23 protein-coding genes are annotated in these 24,319 nt (G+C 68.2%); 10 read left to right on the top strand and 13 right to left on the bottom strand.

The genetic code is table 11. The annotated features are described in order from the left end of the window. Positions 1-24: 24 nt before the first annotated feature. Both KIT86_RS05120 and KIT86_RS05115 read left to right on the top strand, forming a co-directional pair. The gene (locus tag KIT86_RS05120; RefSeq protein WP_297395614.1) at positions 25-495 is read left to right on the top strand and encodes a CopD family protein; all 471 of its coding nucleotides are present in this window, start codon (positions 25-27) and stop codon (positions 493-495) included. 32 nt (positions 496-527) lie between these two features. Then, positions 528-2,057 (top strand): phospholipase D family protein, encoded by a 1,530-nt coding sequence (locus KIT86_RS05115; protein WP_297395612.1) that lies wholly within the window; start codon positions 528-530, stop codon positions 2,055-2,057. A gap of 49 nt (positions 2,058-2,106) precedes the next feature. Here the strand turns inward: KIT86_RS05115 and KIT86_RS05110 are convergent, their stop codons facing one another. The 7 genes from KIT86_RS05110 to KIT86_RS05080 form a co-directional block, all read right to left on the bottom strand. Further along, positions 2,107-3,006 carry a LysR family transcriptional regulator gene (locus KIT86_RS05110; protein WP_297395611.1) on the bottom strand — a complete coding sequence of 300 codons (900 nt, stop codon included), beginning with the start codon at positions 3,004-3,006 and terminating at the stop codon, positions 2,107-2,109. A 66-nt stretch (positions 3,007-3,072) separates the two neighbouring features. Next, positions 3,073-4,323: a cystathionine beta-lyase gene (gene metC / locus KIT86_RS05105; protein ID WP_297395609.1), complete on the bottom strand. Its 1,251-nt coding sequence runs from the start codon at positions 4,321-4,323 to the stop codon at positions 3,073-3,075. After that, positions 4,320-5,384 (bottom strand): NAD/NADP octopine/nopaline dehydrogenase family protein, encoded by a 1,065-nt coding sequence (locus tag KIT86_RS05100; RefSeq protein WP_297395607.1) that lies wholly within the window; start codon positions 5,382-5,384, stop codon positions 4,320-4,322. Before KIT86_RS05100 ends, metC begins: the two co-directional genes overlap by 4 nt. A 13-nt stretch (positions 5,385-5,397) precedes the next feature. Continuing rightward, a complete protein-coding gene (locus KIT86_RS05095; protein ID WP_297395605.1) occupies positions 5,398-6,399 on the bottom strand; it encodes a tripartite tricarboxylate transporter substrate binding protein in 1,002 nt (333 codons plus the stop codon). Positions 6,400-6,479: 80 nt separating this feature from the next. Further along, entirely contained in the window at positions 6,480-7,523 is a 1,044-nt protein-coding gene (locus KIT86_RS05090) for a metal-dependent hydrolase (protein ID WP_297395603.1), read from the bottom strand. Positions 7,524-7,546: 23 nt separating this feature from the next. Continuing rightward, complete coding sequence (locus tag KIT86_RS05085; protein WP_297395602.1) at positions 7,547-8,173, bottom strand: protocatechuate 3,4-dioxygenase; 627 nt, start codon at positions 8,171-8,173, stop codon at positions 7,547-7,549. 136 nt (positions 8,174-8,309) lie between these two features. Then, positions 8,310-8,903 (bottom strand): DUF502 domain-containing protein, encoded by a 594-nt coding sequence (locus KIT86_RS05080; protein ID WP_297395601.1) that lies wholly within the window; start codon positions 8,901-8,903, stop codon positions 8,310-8,312. 128 nt (positions 8,904-9,031) lie between these two features. Here KIT86_RS05080 and KIT86_RS05075 point away from each other — a divergent pair, with 128 nt between their 5' ends. Then, positions 9,032-9,394 carry a hypothetical protein gene (locus KIT86_RS05075; RefSeq protein WP_297395599.1) on the top strand — a complete coding sequence of 121 codons (363 nt, stop codon included), beginning with the start codon at positions 9,032-9,034 and terminating at the stop codon, positions 9,392-9,394. Here the strand turns inward: KIT86_RS05075 and rsmI are convergent. Further along, a complete protein-coding gene (gene rsmI, locus KIT86_RS05070) occupies positions 9,388-10,308 on the bottom strand; it encodes a 16S rRNA (cytidine(1402)-2'-O)-methyltransferase (protein ID WP_297395598.1) in 921 nt (306 codons plus the stop codon). The two genes, KIT86_RS05075 and rsmI, sit on opposite strands and share 7 nt — an antisense overlap. Here rsmI and KIT86_RS05065 point away from each other — a divergent pair. Genes KIT86_RS05065 through KIT86_RS05055 form a run of 3 tightly spaced genes read left to right on the top strand, consistent with a single transcriptional unit; the run spans position 10,299 to position 12,055 of the window. Continuing rightward, complete coding sequence (locus KIT86_RS05065; protein WP_297395597.1) at positions 10,299-10,736, top strand: YraN family protein; 438 nt, start codon at positions 10,299-10,301, stop codon at positions 10,734-10,736. The two genes, rsmI and KIT86_RS05065, sit on opposite strands and share 10 nt — an antisense overlap. 36 nt (positions 10,737-10,772) lie before the next feature. Further along, positions 10,773-11,393, top strand: a complete 621-nt coding sequence (locus KIT86_RS05060) for an SIS domain-containing protein (RefSeq protein WP_297395596.1) — start codon at positions 10,773-10,775, stop codon at positions 11,391-11,393. Then, positions 11,390-12,055 carry a BON domain-containing protein gene (locus KIT86_RS05055; protein WP_297395595.1) on the top strand — a complete coding sequence of 222 codons (666 nt, stop codon included), beginning with the start codon at positions 11,390-11,392 and terminating at the stop codon, positions 12,053-12,055. The genes KIT86_RS05060 and KIT86_RS05055 overlap by 4 nt, the downstream gene beginning before the upstream one ends. 17 nt (positions 12,056-12,072) lie before the next feature. Here KIT86_RS05055 and KIT86_RS05050 read toward each other — a convergent pair whose 3' ends face one another. The 3 genes from KIT86_RS05050 to KIT86_RS05040 form a co-directional block, all read right to left on the bottom strand. After that, entirely contained in the window at positions 12,073-12,975 is a 903-nt protein-coding gene (locus KIT86_RS05050) for an NAD(P)-dependent oxidoreductase (protein ID WP_297395593.1), read from the bottom strand. 105 nt (positions 12,976-13,080) lie between these two features. After that, positions 13,081-14,217 carry a PilT/PilU family type 4a pilus ATPase gene (locus KIT86_RS05045; RefSeq protein ID WP_297395591.1) on the bottom strand — a complete coding sequence of 379 codons (1,137 nt, stop codon included), beginning with the start codon at positions 14,215-14,217 and terminating at the stop codon, positions 13,081-13,083. 119 nt (positions 14,218-14,336) lie between these two features. Then, positions 14,337-15,380, bottom strand: a complete 1,044-nt coding sequence (locus KIT86_RS05040) for a type IV pilus twitching motility protein PilT (protein ID WP_297395589.1) — start codon at positions 15,378-15,380, stop codon at positions 14,337-14,339. A gap of 39 nt (positions 15,381-15,419) precedes the next feature. Here KIT86_RS05040 and KIT86_RS05035 point away from each other — a divergent pair, with 39 nt between their 5' ends. Continuing rightward, positions 15,420-16,139: a YggS family pyridoxal phosphate-dependent enzyme gene (locus KIT86_RS05035; protein WP_297395588.1), complete on the top strand. Its 720-nt coding sequence runs from the start codon at positions 15,420-15,422 to the stop codon at positions 16,137-16,139. A 38-nt stretch (positions 16,140-16,177) separates the two neighbouring features. Here KIT86_RS05035 and KIT86_RS05030 read toward each other — a convergent pair whose 3' ends face one another. Beyond that, on the bottom strand, positions 16,178-16,648 hold the full coding sequence (locus KIT86_RS05030) for an Lrp/AsnC ligand binding domain-containing protein (RefSeq protein WP_297395587.1): 471 nt from the start codon (positions 16,646-16,648) through the stop codon (positions 16,178-16,180). Positions 16,649-16,752: 104 nt separating this feature from the next. Here KIT86_RS05030 and KIT86_RS05025 point away from each other — a divergent pair, with 104 nt between their 5' ends. Beyond that, positions 16,753-19,725, top strand: a complete 2,973-nt coding sequence (locus KIT86_RS05025; RefSeq protein ID WP_297395585.1) for an L-glutamate gamma-semialdehyde dehydrogenase — start codon at positions 16,753-16,755, stop codon at positions 19,723-19,725. A 32-nt stretch (positions 19,726-19,757) separates the two neighbouring features. Further along, positions 19,758-20,816 carry a cupin-like domain-containing protein gene (locus KIT86_RS05020; protein WP_297395583.1) on the top strand — a complete coding sequence of 353 codons (1,059 nt, stop codon included), beginning with the start codon at positions 19,758-19,760 and terminating at the stop codon, positions 20,814-20,816. A gap of 9 nt (positions 20,817-20,825) precedes the next feature. Here KIT86_RS05020 and KIT86_RS05015 read toward each other — a convergent pair whose 3' ends face one another. After that, entirely contained in the window at positions 20,826-23,765 is a 2,940-nt protein-coding gene (locus tag KIT86_RS05015; RefSeq protein WP_297395582.1) for an EAL domain-containing protein, read from the bottom strand. Between the two features lie 262 nt (positions 23,766-24,027). On the opposite strand from KIT86_RS05015, the gene KIT86_RS05010 reads away from it, so the two are divergent. Beyond that, the coding region (locus KIT86_RS05010; RefSeq protein ID WP_297395581.1) for an RNA-binding protein at positions 24,028-24,319 on the top strand (292 nt) is incomplete at its 3' end.

The raw sequence follows: 24,319 nt of genomic DNA, 5'->3' as shown, positions 1-24,319 counted from the left end.
CCTTCTCCACAGAAAGCCCCGCGCATGATCTTCTCCGCTCTCAAACTCGTCCACGTGCTGGCCGTCATCCTGTGGGTGGGCGGCATGGCTTTCGCGCACTTCTTCCTTCGCCCCTCGGTGCAGGCGCTGGAGCCGCCGGTGCGCCTGCGCCTGCTGCACGCCGTGATGAAGCGCTTTTTCTCGGTGGTGCTGTGGGCCTCGCTGGTGGTGCTGGCCACGGGCCTGTGGATGATCGGGCGCACGGCCAAGGAAACGGTGCAGGCCGGCCTGGCCTTCAACATGCCGCTGGACTGGACCATCATGGCCACGCTGGGCATCGTCATGATCCTGATCTTCGGCCACATCCGCTTCGCGCTGTTCAAACGGTTCACGCGCGCCGTGGCCGCCAGCGAGTGGCCGGCGGCGGGCGCGGCCATGGCATCGATCCGCAGCTGGGTGTTCGTCAACCTGTGCATCGGCATCGCCATCGTCTGCGTGACGCTGCTGATGGGCTGAGCGCCCGACGCGCCTTCCTGAGCGTGCCTTGCATGGGATTCTTCAAGCGAGGCGGCTGGATGATGGCGTTGCTGGCGGCCGTGCTGCAGGGCTGTGCCCTGCCTCCGCTGGAAGGCCGCACCGAATCGCGCGCGCTGGCGCCAGCCGACGCCGCGGCCACGGCGCTGGGTCGCGCGCTCACGCCGCAGGCACATGCCCATCCCGGCGAGTCCGGCATCCTGCCACTGGCCGATCCGCTGGCGTCTTTTGCGGCGCGCGTGCTGCTGGTGCGCGCGGCCGAGCGAACGCTGGACGTGCAGTACTACATCTGGCGCGACGACACCACCGGCAACCTGTTGCTCGATGCGCTGCGCGAAGCGGCCGATCGCGGTGTGCGCGTGCGCCTGCTGCTGGACGACAACGGCGTGGCCATGGACAGCAAGCTGCTGGCGTTCGACCGGCACCCGGCCGCCGAGGTGCGCCTGTTCAACCCGTTCTCCATCCGCCAGCCCAAGGCGCTGGGCTACCTCACGCATTTCAGCCGTGCCAACCGGCGCATGCACAACAAGGCGCTGGTGGCCGACAGCCAGGCGGCCATCATGGGTGGGCGCAACGTGGGCGACGAGTACTTCGGCGCCACCGACGGCGTGCTGTTTGCCGACCTCGACGTGCTGGCCATCGGCCAGGTGGTGCCCGAGCTGTCGGCGGATTTCGACCGTTACTGGGCCAGCGCCTCGGCCTATCCGGTCGATCGCGTCGTCGCGGCCGGGACGGCGGGGGCGGCTGCGGACGCGGCGGGTTTGGCCGAACGCGATCCTCGCGCCGCGCGCTACCTGCAGGCGCTGCGCGAGTCGAGCTTCGTGTCCGATCTGCTCACCGGCGCCATCGCCGCACAGTGGGGCCGGGTGGAGATGGTCAGCGACGACCCCCGCAAGGGCCTGGGGCAGGCGGGGAGGGAGGGGCTCGTGACCCACCAGCTGGCCCAGGTGCTGGCGCGCCCGCCCGCGCGCTCGCTGGATCTCATCTCGCCCTACTTCGTGCCCACTGCGGCGGGCGTGGCGGTCTTCGAGCGCCTGGCGGCCAGGGGCGTGCGCGTTCGCATCCTCACCAACGCGCTGGAGGCGACCGACGTCTCGGCCGTGCACTCGGGTTACGCGCGCTACCGCTCGGACCTCCTGCGCAGCGGCGTCGAGTTGTATGAGATGCGTCGCGGCGCGATGGTGACGGGCCGCACCAACGTGTTCGGCAGCTCGGGCTCCAGCCTGCACGCCAAGACCTTCGCGATCGACGGCGAGCGGGTGTTCGTCGGGTCGATGAATTTCGACCCGCGCTCGGCCCACCTGAACACCGAGCTGGGCTTCATCATCGACAGCCCCGCCCTGGCGCGCTCGGTGGGCGAGGCTTTTGACCGCCAGGTGCCGGCCACGTCGTACGCGGTGCGGCTGGACGAGAAGGGCGGGCTGGTGTGGATCGAACGCCGCGATGGCCAGGAGATCCGCCACACGCGCGAGCCGGGCAGTTCGCTGGGGCAGCGCGCCTGGATCGGCTTGCTCTCGGTGCTGCCGATCGAGTGGCTGCTCTGATCGAGCGACCTGCGCCGGGCAGGCCCGTCGATCGGGTCGTCGCCTGCCGCTATTCCGCCTCGGCGAAGAGCGTGGTGGACAGCTCCCGCAGCATGTGGATGGTGACTTTCATCGCCGGGGTGATGGGGCGGTTGCGCGCGGTGGCCAGCACTGTCCGCACGCGGAAGTCCGCGCCCAGCGAGCGCTCGATGACGCTCCCGTCGGCCAGCTCCCGGTGGATCGACAGTCGCGAGACGATGGCGGCCGCGCGGCCCGTGGCGATGATCTCCTTGGTCACGTCGATGTCGTCGATCTCATAGGCGACGTTGAGCGTGATGCCGTGCCGCGCCGCCCAGAGGTCGATCTGGCGGCGCAGGCCTTGCCCGGGGCTGGGCAGTCGCAGCGGCACATTGCTGAGGTCGGGCGGCGTGCCGCGCTCGGGTGGCATTGGAAAGTCCGGGTGTGCGGCGAGCACCGCACGCGCGAAACCCAGTTCTTCGAGCAGCAGCTGCGATGACATGCCCACGTCGCTGAGCACGCCGATGTCAACCTGCGCGTGCAGCACCCATTCGTAGACGTAGCGGGAATTGCCACTCACCAGGCGAAGGCGAACGTCCGGGTACTCGGCCGCCATCGCATCGACCAGGCGCAGACCCACGGCCCGGATGAACGACGGCGACAAGGCCAGATCGACCGGGCCGGCAGGCTTGCGATCCTGCTCGGCTGCGTTTTCCAGCGCGTCCTGGAGTTGCGTCAGCAAGGGGCGCACGGTGTCGCGCATTCGCTCCCCGGCCATCGTCAGGCGCACGCCCCGGCCATGGCGGTAAAGCAGCGCGGCGCCACAGGCGTCCTCGAGCTGCTTCACATGCCGGCTGACTTGCGACTGCGGCACACCCAGGATGCTCGCGGCGCTCGACAAGCCGCCGGACTCGGCCACCAGCAGAAAGGTTTCAAGGATTCGAGTGTCCATCGGTGAGGCCGTTCGCGTCTTCGCAGCGCACCATCATAGGACGGCGGGCGGCTGCCAGCCCGCCGTTCAGTGGCCGTCGCACGCCCAGGCGGCATCGAGCCCGCTGGAGAAATCGGCCCACAGGTCCTGCGCGCACTCCAGGCCTGCGTGGATGCGCAGCAGGGGGCCTTCGAGGTGCAGCGGCCGGATGGTGCGCGACGGTGTGTCGACCGGCAGCGCCAGGCTTTCGTAGCCGCCCCAGGACAGGCCGATGCCAAACAGCTGCAGGCGCGCGAAGAGGACCGACATGGCCTGCGCCGACATCGGCTTGAGCACAAGGCCGAAGAGGCCGCTGGCGCCGCGGAAATCGCGCGCCCAGATCGCGTGGCCCGGGTCGCCGGGCAGGGCCGGGTGCAGCACGCGAGCCACCGCGCGGTGGCTGGACAATGCGTCGGCAAGGAACACGCCGGTCTCCTGGTGGCGCCGAAGCCGCACCGCCAGTGTGCGCAGACCCCGCAGTGCAAGATAGATATCGTCCGGTCCGGCGATCTGCCCGAAATTCTGCGCGCCGGCCTGCAACAGCGGCCACGCGCGCGGGTTGGCCGTGGCCACCCCCAGCAAGGCGTCGGAGTGGCCGACGATGTACTTGGTGGCGGCCTGCACCGAGATGTCGACGCCGTGCGCAAACGGGTTGAAGTAGAGCGGCGATGCCCAGGTGTTGTCCATGATCACATAGGCATCCCCCCGATGCGCCTCCTGCGCGATCGCGGCGATGTCCTGCACCTCGAACGTCAGGGAGCCGGGCGACTCGACGTACACCGCGCGGGTGTTGGGCCGGATGCGCTCGCGGATGGCGCCACCGACCAGGGGGTCGTAGTACTCCACCTCGATGTTCATGGCGGCCAGCACGCGGTTGGCGAACTGGCGTGTGGGGCCATAGACGCTGTCCGAGATCAGCACGTGGTCTCCATGGCGCACGACGGCCATGATGGCGTGGGTGCAGGCGGCCAGGCCCGAGGGGAAAACGATGGAGGCCGCACCGCCTTCCAGTTCGGCGATGGCGCTCTCGAAAGCCTTGGTGGTCGCCGTGCCGAACCGGCCGTAGCTGGCCATGGGGTTGTTGGGCTGCTTGCGCGATTCCCATTCCTCCAGCGAGTTGGACAGGATCGTGGAGCCCCGGCACACAGGCGTGTTGACCAGGCCGCCGAAGGCATCGGTCGCGCGACCGGTGTGCGCCAGCATGGTGTCGCCCCAGGGGGCGTGGGAAGCCGGCAGCGCCGTCAGCGAGCGGGGAGGGATCAAGGCGTTCATCTCGGTCATGGCGGGCAAGGCGTTCATCGGTTGGTGTTCACGCGCGTCAGCAATCCGTTGACGGATTCAGCGGGCAGGCGCAAGGCAAAGATCAGGTCGTTGGCGGCCGCGAAGTCCTCGCCTGCCACCAGGCTCGCCATGGCGGCGGTGGCCTCTGTGGCCGGCGTGGGGATCTGCGCCACGTGGCTGAGGGCGATGGTGAAGACCAGGCCGTAGGGAATGTCTTCCGACAGGAATCGCGTTCGGATGTCCGTCGGTCCGGGCGGTCCGCCGCGCTTGTCGTGCAGCTCGGCCGCGATGTCGGCCAGCCGCAGCGACTCGGTGTTGAAAGACTGGGCGAAGTGGCGCTCGATGCTCCTGACCTGCAGGCCAAAGGCTTGCGCGACGCAGCGGCGTTCGGCATCCAGCTGCTCGATCACGGCCGCCACGCGCGGTGTCATGAAGTGGTACTGGGGCCACGCCTCGGCTCGCTCGATGCGGGTCCAGTTGAACAGCGCGAGCGGGCCATGCGCCACGGGGTTGATGTTGGTCAGCGCGGTCGACAGCGCGTTTTCATCGGCTGTGAAGCCCTCGCCGAACAGCGCTTCGCAGACCGCCAGCGCAGACGCCTGGCTGGACATGGGCAGACAGGACACCCCCAGCGAAGTGCGCCGCGTCATGATGTGCACGGTATCCGCCGACCTGCGGCGCGCGGTCAGCGCCGTGGTGCCGAAGCTGGCCACCGAGAGCGGGATGCCGCGCGCAAGCGCCGCCTCGTACAGGTACAGCGCCGACAAAGACCCCATGGAACTCACGATGACGAGCTGGCCCGCGCGCATGTGCGGGAGCAGTGCATCCATCACCCTGCGGTGGCCGTTCAGGGGAACGGCGATCAGCAGCACATCGGCAAACTCCGACAGCTCCGCGGCATGGGTGGCCAGCCTGGCGTTGACGGTGGTTTCAAGCTGGCCGGTGGCGCGCAGCGACACCTGGCCAGCGGCGGGGGGTTCACCGCGTGGCGACCACAGCATGACTTCGTGGCCGCGGTGCGCGGTCCACACGGCGCTGGCCAGCCCGATGCCGCCAGCACCCACAATTCCGATCCTCATGGTGGGCAGCCTCTTACTCGGCTTTGATGTTGCCGCGCTGGATCACGCGCTTCCAGCGCTGCGAGTCCTCGGCGATCACACGGTCGAAATCGGCGGTGCCCGCACAGGCGGCCTGCGCGCCCGATTCCAGCAGGCGTTTCTGTGTCTCGGGCATCTGGCAGATCGCCATCAGCTCGGCCGAGAGGCGCTGCACGAAGGCCGGCGGGGTTTTGGCGGGTGCCATGAACCCCACCCAGACCGGCACCACAAGACCAGCCTCTCCGGTGGCCTGCTGCACGGTCGGCACGCCCGCGAGGTGGGGAATGGGGGCGGCGGTGAAGGTGGCCAGCACCCGCATCTTGCCCCCGGCCACCATGGTTTCGAGCGAGGCCGCGCTGGTGACGATGGACTCGATCTGGCCGCTGGCGACGTCGACGATGGCCGGCGCGGCGCCTCGATACGGCACGTGCGACAGCTTGATCCCCACGGCCTGGGCGAACAATTCGCCGGTGAGGTGGGAAACCGTGCCGTTGCCGGTGGAGGCATAGGTGATCTGCTCTGGCTGCGCCTTCGCGGCCTTCACCAGGTCGGGCAGCGTGCGGTAGGGGCTGGACGTGCGGACGGCCACCGCCATGGGCGTATCAGCCACCATGGCGATGGACACGAAATCCTGCCTGGCCTGGTAGGGCATCTTCGACATCAGGTGGGGCGCAATCGAAATGGCGCCGCCGGTGGCGAGGAAGAGCGTCGTGCCGTCAGGCGTGGCCTTGGCGACCTGGTCTGCCGCGATCACGCCTCCCGCGCCGGTCTTGTTCTCGACGATGAAGCTCAGGCCCATGCGGTTCGTGAGCTGGTTCGCGAAGTAGCGGCCGATGCCGTCCTGCCCGCCACCGGGGGCGAACGGTATCACCACCTTGATCGGCTTGGACGCGGTCTGGGCCGCCACCGGCGCGAGGGGCGCACAGGCCAGGGCGAACAGGCCCCATGACAGCTTGCGCCGCAGGAGGCTGGGGATCATCTGGAGGAGTGGGTTCATGAAAAATGCCTGCTGGGTTGTGTGTCAGGCAAGTATTCATGGGGGCCCATGCGAGAACAAGATCGGTCCGTGGATGTCAGCTATCCAGGCGCCGCGACAGGGCACGGGCGTGCCACGCAGCCTGGTGGCAGGGAGGGTTCACCGAGCAGGCGGCGCCACAGGCTGGGCAAGGCGGTGGCGAGGTCCGGGCGCGAGCCGTCCAGCGTCGGCCGGTGTCCACCGTTGGCGCGTGCGGCTTCGGTGCCCAGATGGAAGCGGAAGGTGTAGTGCGGCTCCTGCCCCATGCGCAGGTCGGTCACGAACAGATGGCCATCGCTGGCCGAGACGCTGTAGAAGCCATGGGTGAAGGCCGCCATGCGCGCGACGTAGGGTTCGTTGCGGTGTTGTGCGATCAGGTCCGCGCCGCGATCGTGCACCGTCCAGGTGACATGCGCCCCGTCGTCCAGCAGCGAGTAGAAGCCCTCGCGGTACTCGGTGGGCGTGGTGGCCACGAGCCGCCAGAGCACGGTGTTGAACGGCGAGGGCGTGACCAGCAGGCGCTCGGCCGCGATGCCCTCGGCCTGGAGCGACGCCCGAGCCACTCGCGTGACGTGCTGCTGCGCGCCCACGCTCCAGGCCAGGTAGAGCGTGCTCAGCACCAGCCCGGCGGTGTTCCAGGCCAGGCCGCGAGCGGACTTCAGGCGCAGTGCCGCGACCACGCCAACGATCAGCGGCAGGGTGTAGGCCAGGTCGATGATGAAGACGCTGCCCACGGCGAATGGGTAGTCGCTGAAGGGCTGGAGCAGCTGCGTGCCGTAGACCGTCATGGTGTCGAGCAGCGGGTGGGTGATGAGCACCAGCCACATCGCCAGCCACCAGCGCCGGAACAGCGCGGCCTCGCCGTGCACGCGCGAGACGATCCAGGCCAGCGCCGGCGCAGCCAGCGTCAGCACGAAGAGCGCGTGGCTCTCGGCGCGATGCCGCGTCATGTTGAGGATGGCGTCGCCGTGGTTGATGAAGGCGTCGAGGTCGGGCAGGGTGCCGCCGATGGCGCCCCACAGCGCGGCCTTCCATGGGGCCGTGCGCCGGCCCATCACGGCCACGCCCACGGCCGAGCCGAGGGCAATCTGGGTCAATGAATCCATGCGGCGAGCTTAGCCGCCCGGCTTCAAGCCTGCACGACGATGGGGAAGGTGGCGCGCAGGCCGTCGCTGCCCGGGGTGAAGGGCACGGTGACGGCGGCGCGGGCCTCTTCATTCATGCGCCGCCACAAGCCGTCGCGCTCGTTGCCTGGCTCGCCCGCCACGTACAGCTGCGTGGTCAGCAGCTCCTGGCGGTCCAGGCGCACCTTCACATGGATGTGGGGCGTGCGGCCGGTGTAAGGCACGGGCTTGAGGGTCCGGAAGCGGTAGCGCCCGTCGCGGCCGACCGTGACCTGGCCGAAGCCCTGGAACGCCGGGTCGGCCTTGCCGCCATCGCCGGGGTGGTGGTAGCGGCCCGCGTGGTCGCACTGCCAGATCTCCACCACCGCGCCTGCCACGGGCACGCCCGCCAGGTCGATCACCGTGCCCTCGACCCAGGCCGCCTGGCCTTTGCGGTAGATGGCCTGGCCGTTGTTGAGCAGATCGGCATCGGTGTCGGCCGGCAGCGTGACCGGATAGAACGGGCCTTCGGTCTGGCGCGGCGTGGGGCGCAGGGGCTTGCCCTGCGCCAGTGCGGGCGAAAGCCAGGCCGGGGCGGCCACGGCCGCGGCGGCGCTGGCGATGAGGAGGCGGCGGCGGGGCAGGATCGGCATGGCGGTCTCCAGGAGAATGCACGCGGTTGGAAGGTCCGTTGGCGTGCAAGTTCCGCGATCCAGAACGCTGCAGGACTGCCTTTGCCCGGCCGCCGGTGCGGCTCCCCCCGGCTGTGACGCCAGCGGGCGCGGGGGCTTACTTCGCGCTCATCCAGGCCAGCAGCGAGGCGCGCATCGCCTCTTCCACCGACATGTCGATCGGTGTGGTCCAGCTGCGCGGCACGAACACGGTGTACCCGCCGATCATGTAGCCCATGGGCAGGTAGACCGCCACGTGGTCCAGCTCGGCCAGCCCGGGCGGCAGGCCGGCCATGTTCTGGCGCGTCACCAGGCCGACGATGGTCATCTCGTGGTCCGGCATCTTCAGCATCACCACCTGCTGCTGCGCGTCCTTCTTGTTGGGCGCGAAGTAGTCGGCGAAGCTCTTGAGCGAGGAGTAAATGCTTTTGACGACCGGCAGGTTGGTGAACGGCAGCTCCACCCAGGAGAGCATGCGCGCGGTCACGGGCTGCGAGATCAGGAAACCCAGGCCGACGATCATGGCCGCCCCGATCACGATGCCCAGGCCGGGCAGGTAGAAGTCGCCGACGAGCGGCCGGATCGCCCACATGGCGATGGTTTCCACCCAGACAATGAAAAGGTACAGCACGTAGACCGTGAGTGCCACCGGCAGGAAGGTGATCAGGCCGCGGAAGAAGTACTGGTAGAACGGTTTCACACGTGGGAGCATACCGCGAGGCGACTTGCAAACGGCCGGAATGCCCCCATCTGCTGACTGTTTGCCCCATGCCGGGCGGCACGTGCCTGGTGTTCGCGCCAGTTCAGGAACTCCCTTGGGGCCAGGAGGCTCTCTCATCCATGAACGGACTCTTCGATTTCTTCGGCCGCGTGCTGCGCGGCGTGATCCGGCTGGCGCTGGCCCTGGCCGCCCTGGTCTTCGTGCTCAGCCTGCTGCTGGCATCCCTGGTGGTGGTGGTGGGTGTCTCGCTCTGGGCGCTGGTGACCGGCCGCAAGCCCTCACCGGCGGTGGTGTTCAGCCGTTTCCGGCAGACCTCGCAGCGCTACACGCAGGGCGTGTGGCCCGGCGGTGCGGGTGGCGCGCGTCGGCCGATGGGCGACGTGGTCGATGTCGAGGCCACCGAGGTGCCCGAGGCACCGGCCCCTTCGCGCGAGCCAGGTGCCCGATCGGGCACCGACCACACCGCCCGTGTGATCTACTGATCTGCCCGCCGGGCCAGCGCGGCCTCGTAGAGCGCGTTGCGCGGCTGGCCGGTGATCTCCGCGCACAGGCGCACGGCGGTTTTCAGGGGCAGTTCGGCCAGCAGCAGGTCCAGCGTGCGCAGTGCTGCCGCGTCCACCGCGCCCGCGTCGGCCGCCTCGGCGACCAGTGGGTGCACCATCAACACAAACTCGCCGCGCGTGCGGTGCGCGCCGGCCTGCAGCCAGCCGGGCAGGGCCTCGGCGGGCATGGGCGCGATCTCCTCGAACTGCTTGGTCAGCTCGCGCCCGACGGTGAGCGTGCGCTGGCCCAGCGTGGCCAGGTCCCTGGCCAGGGCCTCGATGCGGTGGGGCGCCTCCAGCAGCACGCAGGCGCGCGCATCGGCGCCCATCTGCTGCACTTCGCGCTGGCGCTCGGCCGCCTTGGGAGAGAGAAAGCCGGCGAACACGAAGCGCCCGTCCCACCCGCTGTGTCCGGTCACGCTGAGTAGCGCGGTGATGCTGCTGGCGCCCGGGATGGGCAGGCAGCGCAGGCCAGCTGCGGCCACGGCGGCGACCAGGCGCGCGCCTGGATCGCTCACACCCGGCGTACCGGCGTCGCTCACGTAGGCGATGCGCTGGCCTTCCTGCAGGCGCTGCACCACGGTCTGCGCGGCCTCGGCCTCGTTGTGTTCGTGCAGCGCCAGCAAGGGCTTGTGCAGGCCGTAGCCCTGCAGCAGGGCAGCCGTGTGGCGCGTGTCCTCGCAGGCCACCGTGTCCACGAGTGAGAGCACCTGCAGCGCGCGCAGCCCGATGTCGGCCAGGTTGCCGATGGGCGTGGCGACCATGTAGAGCGCGCCCTGCGGATAATGCTGGTGCCCCGCCGCGTCGCGGGCGGCGGCCAACAGGGATGGAGTGCTTGCAGACAATGTGGACATCCAGAAAACAGACGGCGCCCACCAGGGGCGGCGCGGCGAAACAGACCTCCAAGGACCAGGGCGATGCCGCAGAGGATGCGGCCCTGGCCCACCTTCGGTGCCATGGCCTGGCGCTGGTGCAGCGCAACTTCAGGACCCCGGGCCGGGGCGGTGGCGAAGTCGATTTGATTATGCGCGAGCCCGATGGCACGCTGGTCTTCGTGGAAGTGCGCCAGCGCGCCAGCCAGCGCCAGGGCGGCGCGGGCGCGAGCATCACCGGGGCGAAGCAGCGGCGCATCGTGTTCGCGGCGCGGCACTTTTTGCTGCGGCTGGGCTCAGAGCCTGCATGCCGCTTCGATGTGGTGCTGATCGATGGCGCGCTGGACGCGCCAGCGCCGGCTTGCATCGAATGGCTGCGAGCCGCCTTCGATGCCTCCGTGGCAGGTTGAGCAATTTGATACACCCCTCACCGCTATGATCGCGCCATGCTTCTGCAACGCATCCAGCAACAGTTCATCGACAGCGCCGACCTGAAGTACCAGTGCGCCCAATCTCTGGCGCCGACGGTGGAGTCGGCCATCGCGGCCGTGCTGGCCAGCGTCACCGGGGGTGGCAAGGTGCTGGCCTGTGGCAATGGAGCGTCGGCTGCGGCCGCCCAGCACTTCGCGGCCAGTTTCATGGGGCGCTACGAACGCGAGCGGCCCGAGCTGGCGGCGTTTTCGCTCTCGTCCGACGCGGCGGTGCTCACCGGCATTGCCAACGATTTCGATGCCCGCGCCGTGTTCGCCCGCCAGGTGCGCGCGCTGGGCCAGGCCGGCGATGTGCTGCTGGCGCTGTCCACCAGCGGCAATTCGGCCAATGTGCTGGCGGCGGTGGAGGCCGCGCACGAGCGCGAGATGGTCGTGGTGGCGCTCACTGGCGCGCGCGGCGGCCGCCTCTCGATGCAACTGCGCGACACCGACGTGCATCTGTGCGTGCCGCACGAACTTCCGGCCCGCATCCTCGAAGTGCATCACCTCGTGCTGCACTGCATTTGCGACGGCGTGGACGCCCAGCTGCTGGGCCTGCCCGACGAGTCCAATACCCCTATGGAGAGTGCCTCATGACCCAGATCAACCACAACCCTTCCTATCACCGCATTGCCGCGGCTGCGCTCGCCGTGGCCGCCCTGGGCGCCACGCTGAGCGCGTGCGCGCCGCTGGTGGTCGGTGGCGCGGCCGTGACCGCGCTGGTGGCGGTGGACCGCCGCACCTCTGGTGCGCAGCTCGACGACCAGGGCATCGAGCTCAGGGCGTCCAACCGCCTGAAAGACGAGCTCGGCGATGCGCATGCGCGCTACAACCTCTCCAGCTACAACCGCCGCGTGCTGATCACCGGCGAGGCTTCCAGCGAAGCGGTCAAGACCAAGGTCACGCAGATGGTGTCCGGCGTGGAGAACGTGCGCGAGGTCATCAACGAGCTGGGCGTGACCAACAGCCCCTCGCTGAAGGAACGCGCAAGCGATACGTTGATCACCGGCCGGGTGAAGGCCTCGCTGGTGGACGCCAAGGACCTCTCGGCCAGCGCCTTCAAGGTGGTGACCGAACGTGGCACCGTGTACCTGATGGGCCGTGTGACACAGCGCGAGGCCGACCGCGCGACCGACATCGCGCGCAACACGCAGAACGTGTCGCGCGTGGTGCGCGTGTTCGAGATCATCTCCGAGCAGGAGCTCGCCAGCATCGGCGCTGCCAAGCAGCAGCCTGCACCCGCGAATCCGGCGAAGTAAGCCGGCTCCCGGGGGGCTTACCTCAGGCGCTTGATGAGGCTGGACGTGTCCCAACGCTGGCCGCCCATGGCCTGCACGTCGGCGTAGAACTGGTCCACCAGCGCCGTGACCGGCAGGCGCGCGCCGTTGCGCTTGGCTTCGTCCAGCACCAGGCCGAGGTCCTTGCGCATCCAGTCCACGGCGAAGCCGAAGTCGAACTTGTCGGCCACCATGGTCTTGCCCCGGTTGTCCATCTGCCAGCTCTGCGCCGCCCCTTTTCCAATCACGTCCAGCACCTGGGCCATGTCCAGGCCGGCTTTCTGACCGAAGGCAATCGCTTCGGACAGGCCTTGCACCAGGCCGGCGATGCAAATCTGGTTGACCATCTTGGTGAGCTGGCCGGCGCCGCTCTCGCCCATGCGGGTGAACGCGCGCGAAAAGGCCATGGCGACCGGCCTGGCCGCGTCGAACGCGGCGGCCTCACCACCGCACATCACGGTCAGTGCGCCGTTCTGCGCACCGGCCTGGCCACCCGAGACCGGCGCGTCCACGAACGCGATGCCCAATGCCTTGCCTGCGCCGTGCAGCTCGCGCGCCACGTCGGCCGAGGCGGTGGTGTGATCCACGAACACGGCGCCCGGTGACATGCCGGCAAAAGCACCATCGGCGCCCAGCACGATGGAGCGCAGGTCGTCGTCGTTGCCCACGCAGGCGAAGACGATGTCGGCACCCTGGGCCGCCTCGCGCGGCGTCGGCTTGTGCGCCCCGCCGAACTCGGCCACCCAAGCGGCCGCCTTGGCGCCGGAGCGGTTGTAGACCGTGACGGCGTGGCCGGCGCGCGCCAGGTGCCCGGCCATGGGATAGCCCATGACACCCAGACCGATGAACGCGACCTTGCGCGCAGGGGTGGATTCGTAGGTGCGTTCGGCGATGCTGCTCATGTGAAGATGCTTCCAGTACAAGAAATGTCGTGGAACCGGCGTTGCCGGGCCGCAGACGTTGTTCCCCTGAGGGGGTGACGCGCGCCAGCGCGGCGCGGGGTGTTTTTACACGATCGTGAGATGCTCTGTGCCCGCCGCCAGGTCCAGCGACTTGGCGCGCTGGCTGTTGAGCTTGATCTGCAGGCGCAGGTCGTTGAGCGAATCCGCATTGCGCAGCGCGTCTTCGAGGGTGATGAGGTTGGCCTCGAAGGCGTTGAACAGCGCCTGATCGAAGGTCTGCATGCCCATCTGGGTGCTCTTCTTCATGATCTCCTTGATCTCGGCGACGTCGCCCTTGAAGATCAGGTCGGAGATCAGCGGTGAGTTCAGCATGATCTCCACCGCTGCGTGCCGGCCCTTGTTGTCCTGGCGCGGGACCAGGCGCTGCGAGATCAGCGCGCGAAGGTTCAGCGACAGGTCCATCAGCAGCTGGGCGCGGCGCTCTTCGGGGAAGAAGTTGATGATGCGGTCCAGCGCCTGGTTGGCGCTGTTGGCGTGCAGCGTGGCCAGGCAAAGGTGGCCGGTCTCCGAGAACTGGATCGCATGCTCCATGGTTTCGCGGTCGCGGATCTCGCCCATCAGGATCACGTCGGGCGCCTGGCGCAGCGTGTTCTTCAGCGCGGCCTCCCAGCTGTCGGTGTCCAGGCCCACTTCGCGCTGCGTGACCACACAGTTCTTGTGCGGGTGCACGAACTCGATCGGGTCTTCCACCGTGATGATGTGGCCGTGGGTGTTCTCGTTGCGCCAGTCGACCATGGCCGCGAGCGATGTGGATTTGCCCGAGCCGGTGGCGCCGACCAGGATGCACAGCCCGCGCTTGGAAAGCGCCACATCCTTGAGCACCTGGGGAAGGCCGAGCTTGTCGATGGTGGGCAGCACGGCGGGAATCGTGCGCAGCACCATGCCGACCTTGCCTTGCTGGATGAAGGCGTTGACGCGGAAGCGGCCGATGGCGGGGGGCGAGATCGCGAAGTTGCACTCCTTGGTGCGTTCGAACTCGGCCGCCTGCTTGTCGTTCATGATGGCGCGCGCCAGCGCCAGCGTGTGCGTGGCGTTCAGGGGCTGGGGCGACACCTTGACGACCGATCCATCGACCTTGATCGCCGGGGGGAAATCAGCCGTGAGGAACAGGTCGCTGCCCGAGCGGCTGAGCATGAGGCGCAGCAGGTCGTTGATGAACTTGGATGCCTGGTCGCGTTCCATGAGAAATCACCTTCTTTGCAGTGAACGCCGCGCCACCGGCTTGGACAGGGCGCGGGCGTGGACCTCTTGCGGGAGGATGTGGCGGGGCGCAGCGGGCACGCGACGGACATGGTCCATGTCTAGCCCGGGAAGTTCTCGGGGATCTTGGCCTTGCCGCGGGCCTCGGCCGGGCTGATGACGTTGCGCTTGACGAGTTCCGAGAGGTTCTGGTCGAGCGTCTGCATGCCCACGCTGTTGCCGGTCTGGATGGCCGAGTACATCTGCGCCACCTTGGCCTCGCGGATCAGGTTGCGGATCGCACTGGTGCCCAGCATGATCTCGTGCGCTGCGACGCGACCCGAGCCGTCCTTGGTCTTGCACAGCGTCTGCGAGATCACCGCAACCAGCGATTCGGAGAGCATCGCGCGCACCATGTCTTTTTCCTCGGCCGGGAACACGTCGATGATGCGGTCGATCGTCTTGGCCGCGCTGGAGGTGTGCAGCGTGCCAAACACCAGGTGGCCGGTCTCGGCGGCGGTCATCGCCAGGCGGATGGTTTCCAGGTCGCGCATTTCGCCGACCAGGATCGCGTCCGGGTCTTCGCGCAGCGCCGAACGCAGCGCGTTGGCAAAGCTCAGCGTGTGCGGGCCGACTTCGCGCTGGTTGACCAGGCATTTCTTGGACTCGTGCACGAACTCCACCGGGTCTTCCACCGTGAGGATGTGGCCGTACTCGGTTTCATTGAGGTGGTTGACCATGCCGGCCAGCGTGGTGGACTTGCCCGAGCCCGTGGGGCCGGTCACCAGCACCAGGCCGCGCGGGCGCAGCGCGAGATCGCCGAAGATCTTGGGCGCGTTGAGCTGCTCCAGGGTGAGGATCTTGCTCGGGATGGTCCGGAACACCGCGCCAGCGCCACGGTTGTGGTTGAAGGCGTTGACGCGAAAGCGCGCCAGGCCCTCGATCTCGAACGAGAAGTCGCACTCGAGGAACTCTTCGTACTGCTTGCGCTGACTGTCGTTCATGATGTCGTACACCATGCCGTGGACCTGCTTGTGGTCCAGCGGTTCGACGTTGATGCGTCGCACATCACCATGCACCCGTATCATGGGTGGAAGACCGGCCGAGAGATGAAGATCGGATGCTTTGTTCTTGACGCTGAAAGCCAGCAGTTGGGTGATATCCATCCCGGGGTCCCGTGCGGTGTTGAGGTATGACGGCAGATTATGACGACCATTGAACGCAATCTCCAAGGGCTGAAAGAGCGCATTTCGCGTGCTTGTTCACACGCCGGACGCCCCGTGGATGCGGTGGTTTTGCTGGCGGTTTCCAAGACCTTCGGCGCGGACGCCGTTCGTCAGGCGCAGGCCGCCGGTCAGCGGTGTTTTGGCGAGAACTACGTGCAGGAAGGCGTCGAGAAGATCCTCGCGCTGCGCGCACCGTCTGTTGCGCCGATGCCAACGGAATGGCACTGCATCGGTCCATTGCAAAGCAACAAGACCCGGCTGGTGGCCGCGCATTTCGACTGGGTGCAATCGGTGGACCGGCTCAAGATCGCCGAGCGCCTGAGCGAACAGCGGCCCGAAGGCCTGCCGCCGCTGCAGGTGTGTCTGCAGGTGAACGTGGACGGCGGACTCACGAAAGCCGGCGTGGCGCCTGCCGATCTGCACGAGCTGGCGCAGGCGGTGGCGCGCCTGCCCAGGCTGAAGCTGCGCGGCCTCATGTGCATTCCCGAACCGGCGCCCACCTTCGAGGCGCAGCGCGCGGTGTTCCTGCAGGCCAAGGCCTTGTTTGATCAACTCAACCGGGCTGGCTTCGCGCTCGACACGCTATCGATGGGCATGAGCGACGACCTCGAAGCCGCCATCGCCGCCGGCTCGACCATGGTGCGTGTGGGGCGCGCTGTCTTCGGTGATCGCGCCGCCAAACCCGCGGCGTTGGCATGACCACCCCAATCAGGCAGGCGGCGTCGCCGCTGAGCTGATCACAAGGGTAGCCGCGAGCTGTTCTTCACCTCTTCCATCACCGCATACGTGCGCGTCTCGCGCACGCCTGGCAACTGCCACAGCACGCTGCCGGCAAAGTCGCGGTAGGCGGCCATGTCGGCCATGCGCGTCTTGAGCAGGTAGTCAAAGCCGCCGGCGACCATGTGGCATTCCATGATCTCGTCGCGCACTTGCACGGCGGCCTTGAATTCGTTGAACACGTTGGGCGTGGTCCGGTCGAGCAGCACCTCGACGAAGACCATCATCCCGCGCCCGAGCTTGAGCGGATTCAGCCGCGCCTCGTAGCCCAGGATGTAGCCGTCGCGTTGCAGTCGCTGGGTGCGTGCGAGCACGGCAGTGGGCGACAGGGCCACTGCCTCGGCCAGCTTGAGGTTGGTGAGCCGGCCATCGGCCTGCAGGAGCTGCAGGATCTTCAGATCGATGCGGTCGGGTTCCTGGGTGTCGGACATGGCCGTCGATTATCCGGTCGAATGGTTGTTTTTTGGTGAAAAACTCGGATGAATCGGCGGCAACATGCGTGGATTCACCGTTCGTCTGCCTTGTGGAGTGTTTCATGCCCCGTGCCCAAGACCGCCTGCCGTTTCCCTACCGTCCCGAGCCGGGCGTGCTGGCCCATCGCCTGAGCGCCTTGCGCGGCGCCCTGGATTGGGCGTCGGCGGCCGACGACGCGGCGCCCTGGGTGCGCGCCGTGCGCGAGAACCCGCCGCCGTTCTGGGCCATGGAAAGCCTGCTCAAGGAGTACCCCATCTCCAGCGCCGAGGGCCTGGCCCTGATGCGGCTGGCCGAGGCGCTGCTGCGCGTGCCGGACGCCGAGACCGCGATCGCCCTCACCGCCGACCAGCTCGGCCGCGCCGACTTCGATGGCGCGGCCGACTCGACCCTGGCGCGCCTGTCGTCCACGGCCATTGCGATGTCCAAGCATTTCCTGCCGGACGCGGGCAGCGAGCCCGGCCTGATGGCCAAGCTGGGCGCGCGGACCGTGGTGGCTGCCACACTGCGCGCGGTGCAGTTGCTGGGTCGCCAGTTCGTGTTGGGGCAGACCATCGAAGAGGGCATGAAAGAGGCCGTTGCGGCGCGCAGGCGCCAGGCCAACCTGCGCTTCAGTTTCGACATGCTGGGCGAGGGCGCCCGCACCGATGAAGACGCCTTGCGCTACCTCGCGAGCTACCGCAACGCCATCGAGGCCATCGCGCGCAGCGCCGACCCGGCGCGGCACCCGGGCCAGAACGACGGCATCTCCATCAAGCTCAGCGCGCTGCACCCGCGCTATGAGGACGCGCAACACGATCGCGTGATGCGCGAGCTGGTGCCGCGCGTGTGGACCCTGTGCGAAGCGGCCGCCGCCGCCAACCTCAACCTCACCATCGACGCCGAAGAGGTGGACCGGCTCGAACTTTCGCTGGCCGTGTTCGAGGCGCTGGCGAAGCAGGTCGCGCAGCACTGCCCGCGGTGGCAGGGTTTTGGTTTGGCGCTGCAGGCGTACCAGACCCGGGCCGTGGAGCTGATCGAGCATGTGGCGGGGCTGGCGCGGCAACACGGGTTGAAATTCATGTGCCGCCTGGTCAAGGGCGCCTACTGGGATGCCGAGATCAAGCGCGCGCAGGAGCTTGGCCTGCCGGCCTACCCCGTGTTCACGCAAAAGCCGCACACCGACGTGAGCTACCTGGCCTGCGCGCGCGCCCTGCTGGCGGCGCACGATGCGATCCACCCGCAGTTCGCCACGCACAACGCGGGCACCATCGCGGCGATTCTGCAGATGGCGGCAAAGCAGGGCACGCCTTTCGAGCTGCAGCGCCTGCACGGCATGGGCGAAGGCATCTACCGCGAGGTGTTGAAGAACCCGATGGTCTCGTGCCGCGTCTATGCGCCGGTGGGCGCGCACCGCGATCTGCTGGCCTACCTGGTGCGCCGCCTGCTGGAGAACGGCGCGAACTCTTCGTTCGTCCACCAGCTGGCCGACGAGTCGGTGGGCATGGACGAGCTGCTGGTGTCGCCGCTGTCGCGGTCCCGCCCGGGTGAGAGCGCCTGCGTGCTGCCCTTGCCGCCCGATCTGTACGGCCTGGCGCGCCCCAACAGCCAGGGCCTGGACCTCGCGGTGGTCGCACACCGCGAACCGTTGCTGGCGGCGCATGCGGCGCTGGTCGTGCCTGCGGTGGCCGAGGCCCGCGCCGGTGACGCACCGGGCGCGGTCGATGGGGCCGTGAGGGCCTTTGCCGGCTGGAACCACACGCCACTGGCCGAGCGCGCGGCCACGCTGCGCCGCGCGGCCGATGCCATGCAGCAGCAGATGCCGCGCCTGTGCGCACTGCTGGTGAAGGAAGCGCGCAAGGGCTGGAACGACGCGGTGTCCGAGGTGCGCGAGGCCATCGACTTTCTGCGCTACTACGCGAACGACGCCGAGCGGGTGATGGCACCCCAGGTCCTGCCAGGGCCCACCGGCGAGAGCAACACGCTGCGCCTGGAAGGGCGCGGCGCCTGGGTCTGCATCAGCCCCTGGAACTTCCCGCTGGCGATCTTCACCGGCCAGGTGGCCGCGGCGCTGGTCACGGGCAACACCGTGCTGGCCAAGCCCGCCGAGCAGACGCCTGCCATCGCGCTCGAAGCCGTGAAGCTGCTGCACGCCGCGGGCGTGCCCGCCGATGCGCTGCAACTGTTGCACGGCCCGGGCGAGACCGTGGGCGCGGCGCTGGTGGCGCAGCCCGGCGTGGCCGGCGTGGTGTTCACCGGGTCGACCCAGGTGGCCAAGCTGATCCAGCGCGCGCTGGCCCAGAAGGAGGGGCCTATCGTGCCCCTGATCGCCGAGACTGGGGGCATCAATGCCATGCTGGTGGACAGCACCGCCTTGCCCGAACAGGTGGCCGACGCCGTGGTGCAGAGCGCGTTCCGCAGCGCGGGCCAGCGCTGTTCGGCGCTGCGCCTGCTGTGCGTGCACGAGGCCGTGGCCGATGGCGTGATCGCGATGATCCAGGGCGCGGCGCGCGAGCTGGTGGCGGGGGACCCGGCCGAGCTCGCGACCGACCTCGGCCCGGTGATCGACGCCGAGGCCTTCCAAGGCATCGATCGGCACCTGCAGCGCCTCGATGGCCATGCCAGGCCGCTCCTCGACGCGAACCGCTCGCCAGCCCTGCCGCAGCTGGTCGGGCCGAGCATGTACGAGGTGGGCCACATCGCCGAGGTGACGCAGGAGATCTTCGGTCCGGTGCTGCAGGTGGTGCGCTGGCGCGGCGATCCGATGGCCGTCATCCAGCAGGTCAACGCGCTGGGCTATGGCCTCACGCTCGGCATCCAGACGCGCATCGACAGCCGGGCCCTGGCCCTGGCGGGCGCCGCGCGCGTGGGCAACGTCTACGTGAACCGCAACATGATCGGCGCCGTCGTGGGCGTGCAGCCCTTCGGGGGCGAAGGCCTCAGCGGCACCGGTCCCAAAGCGGGCGGCCCGCACTACCTGCAACGCTTCTGCGCCGAGCAGACGCTGACCATCAACACCACGGCAGCCGGCGGCAACGTGGCGCTGTTCACCGGCTAGGCGGCGCAGGGCGGTGAGATACTGGTGGCCGCATGAGCCCGCCCACCATTCCCGCCGCACCCAGGCCCCTGGAGGCGGCCCCGTTTCGCCCGCTCGACGCGGGCTGGCTGCAATGGATCGCCGAGAACCGGCTGCGCCATTGCACGCCCGAGTCCATGCTGCTCGCGATGACGCAAGCGGGCCTGGACCCGGCCGAGTGCGAGCCCGCGATCCGGGCGATGGACAGTGACCCGGTGTTCCTCGCCGCGCGCAAGTTCCAGCAACTTCAGACCAAGCTCGAATCGGTGATGGCCAACCAGCAGAAGCTGCTGGAGCTCCACCCGCGCTACGGCCAGGTGGAGAAGCGCGAGGCTGTGCCGCTGGCCGAATTCGTCGAGAAGTACGTGGTGGGCAGCCGCCCGGTGGTGCTCACTGACGTGGCGCGCGACTGGCCTGCCCTGCGGCGATGGTCGCCGCAGGACCTGCGCGCGCGCTTTGGCCACCTCGATGTCGAGATCCAGGCCGAGCGCAGTGCCGACCCGAACTACGAGGTCAACAAACTGGACCACAAGCGCCGCGTGCGGCTTGCGAACTTTGTCGATCAGGTGCTGGCTGGCGGCACCACCAACGACTACTACCTGACGGCCAACAACGAGATGCTGGCCCGGCCCGAGTTCGCGCCCATCCTGGCCGACATCGGCAGCCTGCCCGCTTTCTGCGATCCCGCGCAACTGGCGCGCCGCGCCTCGTTCTGGTTCGGCCCGGCGGGCACGGTCACACCGCTGCACCACGACACGCTCATGCTGTGCCACACCCAGATCGTGGGCCGCAAGCGCTGGCGCTTCATCTCGCCGCTGCAGACGCCGCTGCTGTACAACCACTTCGAGGTCTACAGCCCGGTCGATCTCGACCGGCCGGACCTGGCGCGGTATCCCCTTTTCGAACAGGCAACCGTGCTGGAGGTGATCGCGGAGCCCGGCGAGACGGTGTTCCTGCCCCTGGGCTGGTGGCACCAGGTGACGGCGCTGGACGTGAGCCTGTCGTTCTCGTTTTCCAACCTCGCCCTGCCCAACCACTACAGTTTCCAGAACCCCTCCATCACCGGCTGGTGAGGGAGCCGCTCAGGACAGCACCAGCATGCCTGCGGTGGGGTTCTGCAGCAGGGCGTCGAGCGACTCGATGGGCAGGGGCTTGGCGAACAGGTGGCCCTGGAACTGGTCGCATCCCTGGTAGGCCAGGAAGTCGCGCTGCTCCTGGGTTTCCACACCTTCGGCCACCACCTGAAGGCTCAGGCTCTGCGCCAGCGCGATGATGGCGCGCGAGATCGCGGCGTCGTTCGGGTCGGTGAGCACGTCGGCCACGAAGCCCTTGTCGATCTTGAGCTGGTCCAGGGGCAGGCGCTTGAGGACGGAGAGCGATGAGTAGCCCACGCCGAAGTCGTCGAGCGAGAGCGTCACGCCCAGGGCCTTGAGCATGCCCATCTTGTCGATGGTGATTTCCATGCGGTCGGCCAGCAGGCTTTCGGTGAGTTCGAGCTTGAGCTTGTGCGGGCGGATGCCGGTGCGTGTGATCGCGGCCATCACCATGTCCACGAAGTCGGGGTGGCGGAACTGGCGCACGCTCACGTTCACCGCGATGCTCAGGTTGGCCGTCTGGGGCCGGTCGGCCCAGGCCGCGAGCTGTTCGCACGATTTCTCCAGCACCCACTGGCCCAGCGGCAGAATCAGGCCGGTGTCTTCGGCCACGGGGATGAAGTCGGCCGGGAACATCAGGCCGCGCTGCGGGTGCTGCCACCGCACCAGGGCCTCCACGCCAGTGATGACGCCTACACGGTCCACCTGCGGCTGGTAGTGCACCACGAACTGCTGCTCGCTCAGCGCCACACGAAGGTCGGAGCTCACGGTGGCGTTGGCGCTCACGGTGGCCTGCATGTTGGGGTCGAAGAAGCACAGCGTGTTGCGGCCCAGGGACTTGGCCTGGTACATGGCCAGGTCCGCCTGCTTGAGCAGTTCGCCCACGTCGCTCTGCTGGCCGTTGAACGAGGTGACGCCGATGCTGGGCGTGGCGAAATGCTGGTGGCCGTTGAGCTGGAACGGCTCGCGCAGGGTGTTGAGCACCTTCTCGGCCAGCGCCGTGGCCTTGAAGGCCGCGGCGTCGGGGTCGGTGCTCAGGTCATCGACCATCACCACGAACTCGTCGCCGCCCAGGCGCGCGACCATGTCGGTCTTGCGCACGCTGCGGGTCAGGCGTGCGGCCACCTTCTGCAGCAGCTGGTCGCCCATGTGGTGGCCCAGCGTGTCGTTGAGGATCTTGAAGTTGTCCAGGTCGATGAACATCAGGGCACCGTGCTGGCCCGAGCGCGCGCTCGCCGCCAGGGCCTGCTGCAGCCGGTCGAGCAGCAACTGGCGGTTGGGCAGGTCGGTCAGCGCGTCGTAGAACGCCAGGTGGCGGATCATGTCCTCGGCGGTCTTGCGCTGCGTGATGTCGCGCCCCACCGCCACCCAGTGCGTCACCTCTTCGGCGGTGGCCTGGACCGAGACCACTTCGAGCTCCACCCAGAACATGGCCCCGTTCTTGCGGCGCACCATCAGTTCGGTGCGCGCCTGTTGCGTCTGCTGCAGCCCCTGCGCGAGTTCGCGCAGCTTGGGGATGGCCGGGTCGAGTTCGAGCAGCATGCGCGGCGTCTGCCCGAGCACTTCGGCGCGGCTGTAGCCGGTGTGCTGCTCGAAGGCGTCGTTCACGAAGACGATGTGCGGCTCCTGGTCGTCGCTGCCGGCGCCCGTTTCCGCGATCACGACGATGTCGTTGAGCCGCGAGACGCTGGTTTCCAGCAGCATCAGCTGTTCCTGAGAGCGTCGGCGTTCGGTGACGTCGCGGAAGTACACCGCCAGGCCTTCGGCAAAGGGGTAGGCCCGCACCTCCAGCCATTTGCCCAGCGTGGGGAAGAAGTCCTCCAGCTCCACCCGGCGATTGGTGTTGAGCGATTTGGTGAGCTGGTCCTTCAGGCGCTGCGAGAGGCCGGCGCTGAAACCCTGCCAGACCTCCAGCCCCAGCAGGTCGGCGGTGGTCTTCTGCAGCAGCCGTTCGCTTTCCTGGTTGAGGTAGGTGAAGCAGCACTGCCGGTCGAGCGTGACGAAGGCTTCCGTGATGCTGGCCAGCGTGGTGGTCAGGCGCATCGCCAGGCGCAGCGTGTCCTGCTGGGCCTGCTTTTGCGCCGAGATGTCCTGGATCGCGCCCTGGATGCGCACGATCTGGCCGTTGGCGCGACGCACCGCCGTGCCCACGGTGCGCACCCACTTGGGCGCACTGCCCTCGACCATGATCTGGATTTCCTCGTCGAAGCCTTCGCCGTACTGCGCGCAGCGCTCCAGGCGCTGGCGAATGCCGTTGCGCCATTCGGGCGAATAGCGCTGCACCATGTCTTCGAGGTTGCGCACCTGATGGTGATCGGCCAGCCCGAGGATGGTGGCGAATTCGTCCGAGTGAACCACCTCGCGGGTGGAGAGTTGCAGCGACCAACTGCCCGCGCCAGCGGTGTGCTCGGTCAGGTTGAGCCGGCTCTCGCTTTCGCGCAGCACGTTGGCGTTGTACTGCTCGCTTTGCTCGCAGCGCCGCGCCAGGGCCAGCACGTCGGCCGCGTGTTGGGCGAGCAGCTGCAGTGGGGGCTTGGCCGCGGCTTGCGGCTCGCAGGCCGCGTGGCTGAGCAGCAGCAGGCCGGTCTGCCCCACCGCGTCGAACACCGGAAGCCAATGCCCCTGGCCGAAGGGCGCGGTGGCCTCGCCGGGCAGCGATCGCTCCAGGTCCGCGCGCTCGCGCAGCAGCGGGGCACAGGCTTGCAGCAGCCCGGCCACCAGGTCCGGCTCCAGCCCGTGTGCCCCCAGGGCTTCGGGCGGCACATGGGACAGGTCCAGCAACAGCGCGGCGTCCGTGCCCGCGAGTTGCGCGCCCAACTGGGCCAGGCGGTCCAGTTCGCTGCGCTGGTGCGGCACGGCCCAGGCGCCAGTGCGCTCCATCGCGGTGTCGGCGACCAAAGGGGGGCGGTTGTCGGATCCAGGGCGCATGAGAGAGGAATTCGGTGGTCGGGGGTGCAGCATACAGACGGTCTGTCATCTGCCCCACACATGGTGGGCGCAAGCTCGCCACAGGCGTGTGAACTTCCGCACGGCCTCCCCAAATGTGGGGAATTTTTGTAACGTAAATGTGAGATTTTGTTGCTTATGTTTTAACATGGGCCCCATCGCCGATGCCAAGCCTCTGTTACCCAACACTTTTGCGCCACCCGCATCACCACGCCGATTCGAACTTTGATTGAGGGAGTTGATTGTGAGCACACTCGCAGAACTCAGGCAATACAGCGACGTTTCCAGCCTGAAATCCGCACTGCACCAGCTGTGCAGTGAGTTCGGGCGCATCACGCGGCTTGACATCCTGACCGCCATGCACGAAGGCACCAAACAGGCCATCTGCTTTCTGCGCATGGAGCGACCCGAGCAGGAGCAGGTGCTCATGAAAAGCCTGGGCGTGGGCCGCTTCGGGGGAGAGGTCGTGTTCGTGTTGAACCTCAACGTGCCTGTGACGGCCGAGGACGGCCCTTCGTCTCAGTGGGCCGACTCCG

The sequence above is a fragment of the Hydrogenophaga sp. genome, assembly GCF_026125825.1.
GTDB lineage: Bacteria > Pseudomonadota > Gammaproteobacteria > Burkholderiales > Burkholderiaceae_C > Hydrogenophaga.
Note: the sequence above shows the minus strand (reverse complement) of the source record. Positions and strands in the feature narration are given on the sequence as shown.